Source organism: Butyricicoccus sp. Marseille-Q5471, from assembly GCF_951230135.1.
Taxonomy (GTDB): domain Bacteria; phylum Bacillota; class Clostridia; order Oscillospirales; family Butyricicoccaceae; genus Agathobaculum.
Genome location: NZ_CATNVC010000035.1, coordinates 1 through 2,185 on the forward strand (window position 1 = coordinate 1; position 2,185 = coordinate 2,185).

General features: G+C 49.9%; 2 protein-coding genes. Both read right to left on the reverse strand.

All coding sequences use genetic code 11. The features are described 5' to 3' along the window. A partial coding sequence (locus QOX26_RS14245) for an ATP-binding protein (RefSeq protein ID WP_442870241.1) occupies window positions 1-529 on the reverse strand: 529 nt, incomplete at its 3' end. Further along, a complete protein-coding gene (gene istA / locus QOX26_RS14250) occupies window positions 529-2,052 on the reverse strand; it encodes an IS21 family transposase (RefSeq protein ID WP_283675630.1) in 1,524 nt (507 codons plus the stop codon). The genes QOX26_RS14245 and istA, both read right to left, overlap by 1 nt. Window positions 2,053-2,185: the final 133 nt, after the last annotated feature.

Below are 2,185 nucleotides of genomic sequence, written 5' to 3' on the forward strand. Positions count from 1 at the left end.
CCTCTGCCGGAGTCAAGGGCATGAATCCCACTTCGTCCACCACAACGAGGGCGGCTTTCTGTAAATATTTCAAACGTCGCTTGCTTGCACCTGAGATTTCAGCAGTTTTTAGCACGGACATTAAGCCAGAAAGTGTTTCAAACGCAACGGCATATCCGAGATTGAGCCCTCGCACAGCCAGCGCCAATGCAAGATGCGTTTTGCCAACGCCGGGAGGCCCCAAGAAGCAGATGTTGTAAGCCTGCTCTACCCAAGTCATATCACTCAGTCGGAGCATTTGTTCCCGGGTAACGCTACGCTGGAAGCCGAAATCAAACGTTTCAATCGCCTTTTCAGCGGGGAGTGCGGCTCTCTTGCGGCGCAGCAAGGTTTGCTTCTCAATCCGGAGTCGTTGCTCTTCCATTAGGAACAGCTCCACGCTTTCCAACGGTGTCAGATTGTTTTTGCCGGCATATACGGCATCAAAATCAACTGGCTGGATACGGAGGTCAGACAGAAGGTTCAGCACTCGCTCCTGCGGTGTCAACATCATCTTACCCCCACTTTCGCATAGACATCCAGAGGCCGCTTTTGCGTGGTTACATGGTATTTTGCATCAGCTACAGGAATAATGGATGCAACGGGAGGAATCAACGGTGGAGCGTTCGGATTCTCCTTGGCTTTGTGGGTAAGATAGTCCTTTAAAATATTGGCGCTGTTGAGATTGCTGTACTGGCAGAAATCAACAGCCTCCAGCACTTCAGGAACGCCATGCTGGTCAATCATAGATTGTATGATGCGAAATTGGTCTCTGGAATACCTTGCTTTTTCCGTGCGTATGGCCTGTAAAAACTCTGCGGCTCTGTGCTCTAACCGAGCATCCAAATCATTCTGGAGCTTGTCCAAGGCAGTTGTGCGGTCTCTGGTGTGGTTTTTGCTTTGGATGAGCAGCCCTCTGCCGCTGGAGATGCGGTGCTCACAAATCGCCTCACCAAATATGGTCTGGATGTAAAGGATGCCTTCCTTCGTTTCAATCCGTACCTCCGGCTGCTTGTTGTAGGTACCCAAAGGAACGGAATAACGGTTGCTGTCGTAGATAATGGTGTTGTCCTTTCGGACGGTGCGGCAAACCACAGGAAGTACAGCTTCATCAAAACCAACCAGCGGCCGAAGATGCTCACATTCTTCCTTGAAAACCTCAGCGGGAATACGTTTTGTGGTTCCGTGCACCTTTGCATTGGCGGTACGAGACAGCCACTCCAAACAACTGCCGTTGAGAATCCCGTCATCCACATAAAGGCGATTGCTCAAGAAGTTGCCCTTGATATATTTTACCGTGTTCTCAATTTTCCCTTTGCTTTCGGGGTCTGCGCCACGGCACATGTAGATTGTCATTTTCGTCTCTTGCCGGAACTTTTCAAATTCATAGGTGTAGACAATATCTCCGGCATTTTCGCTGACGCATACAATGCTGTCCTGGTCAAAAACCATTTCACGCGGCATTCCACCGAAATATCTGAAACAGTTGTGGCAAATATTCACCAAGTCTGCTGCTGTGAAAGGTCGGCTTTGCATTTCGGCATACTTGTACCGGGATGCCGAGAGCAGAAATGCTGCTGCATAAACTCTGGTCTGTCCACCGTCAACATTCGGCATCAGGAGCTGTCCAAAGTCCACCTGCATCTGCTGCCCCATCGGGAGCTCGGGTACCGCTTCATAGTCTCTCGGAATAGGAACCTTCTTCAAGCCGTATTCCTCTCGGAGCCGCTTGACATACCGTGAAACGGTGCGTTCCCGGAAGTCTTCGTTATAATGCTCTTTTAGCCAGTCGCAGACCTGTGCGGAGGAAAGTGTTGGATAAGCCCTCAACCAATACAGAATCTGGTCGCGGTAATCATCCACGCTGCTCCCACGCTTCAGGGCCTGCTGCTGCGTTTCATACTCATCTGCCGTCATTGTCCAATACCTGTCCACTGTACGGCGATTGATTTGAAGCTGTGCCGCCACGGCAGCTCGCTTAAAGCCCATGTCTTTTAATTGTTGAATAGAATTGTACACACGATACCCCTTCATTTCTCGCCACCTCCGTTTCGGCTGGCTTCATTTTACCAACTCCTCGGAGGTTGTGCAGTCTTGGCGAAAAACTGTGCACTTTATGTGTCGAAAAACTGTGCAGTTCTATTGGCTGAAAAGTGTGTACTTTATC

Bases quoted from the DNA above. Each gene is read 5' to 3' on its own strand.
- istA (WP_283675630.1), bottom strand. From the start codon at position 2,052: ATGAAGGGGTATCGTGTGTACAATTCTATTCAACAATTAAAAGACATG.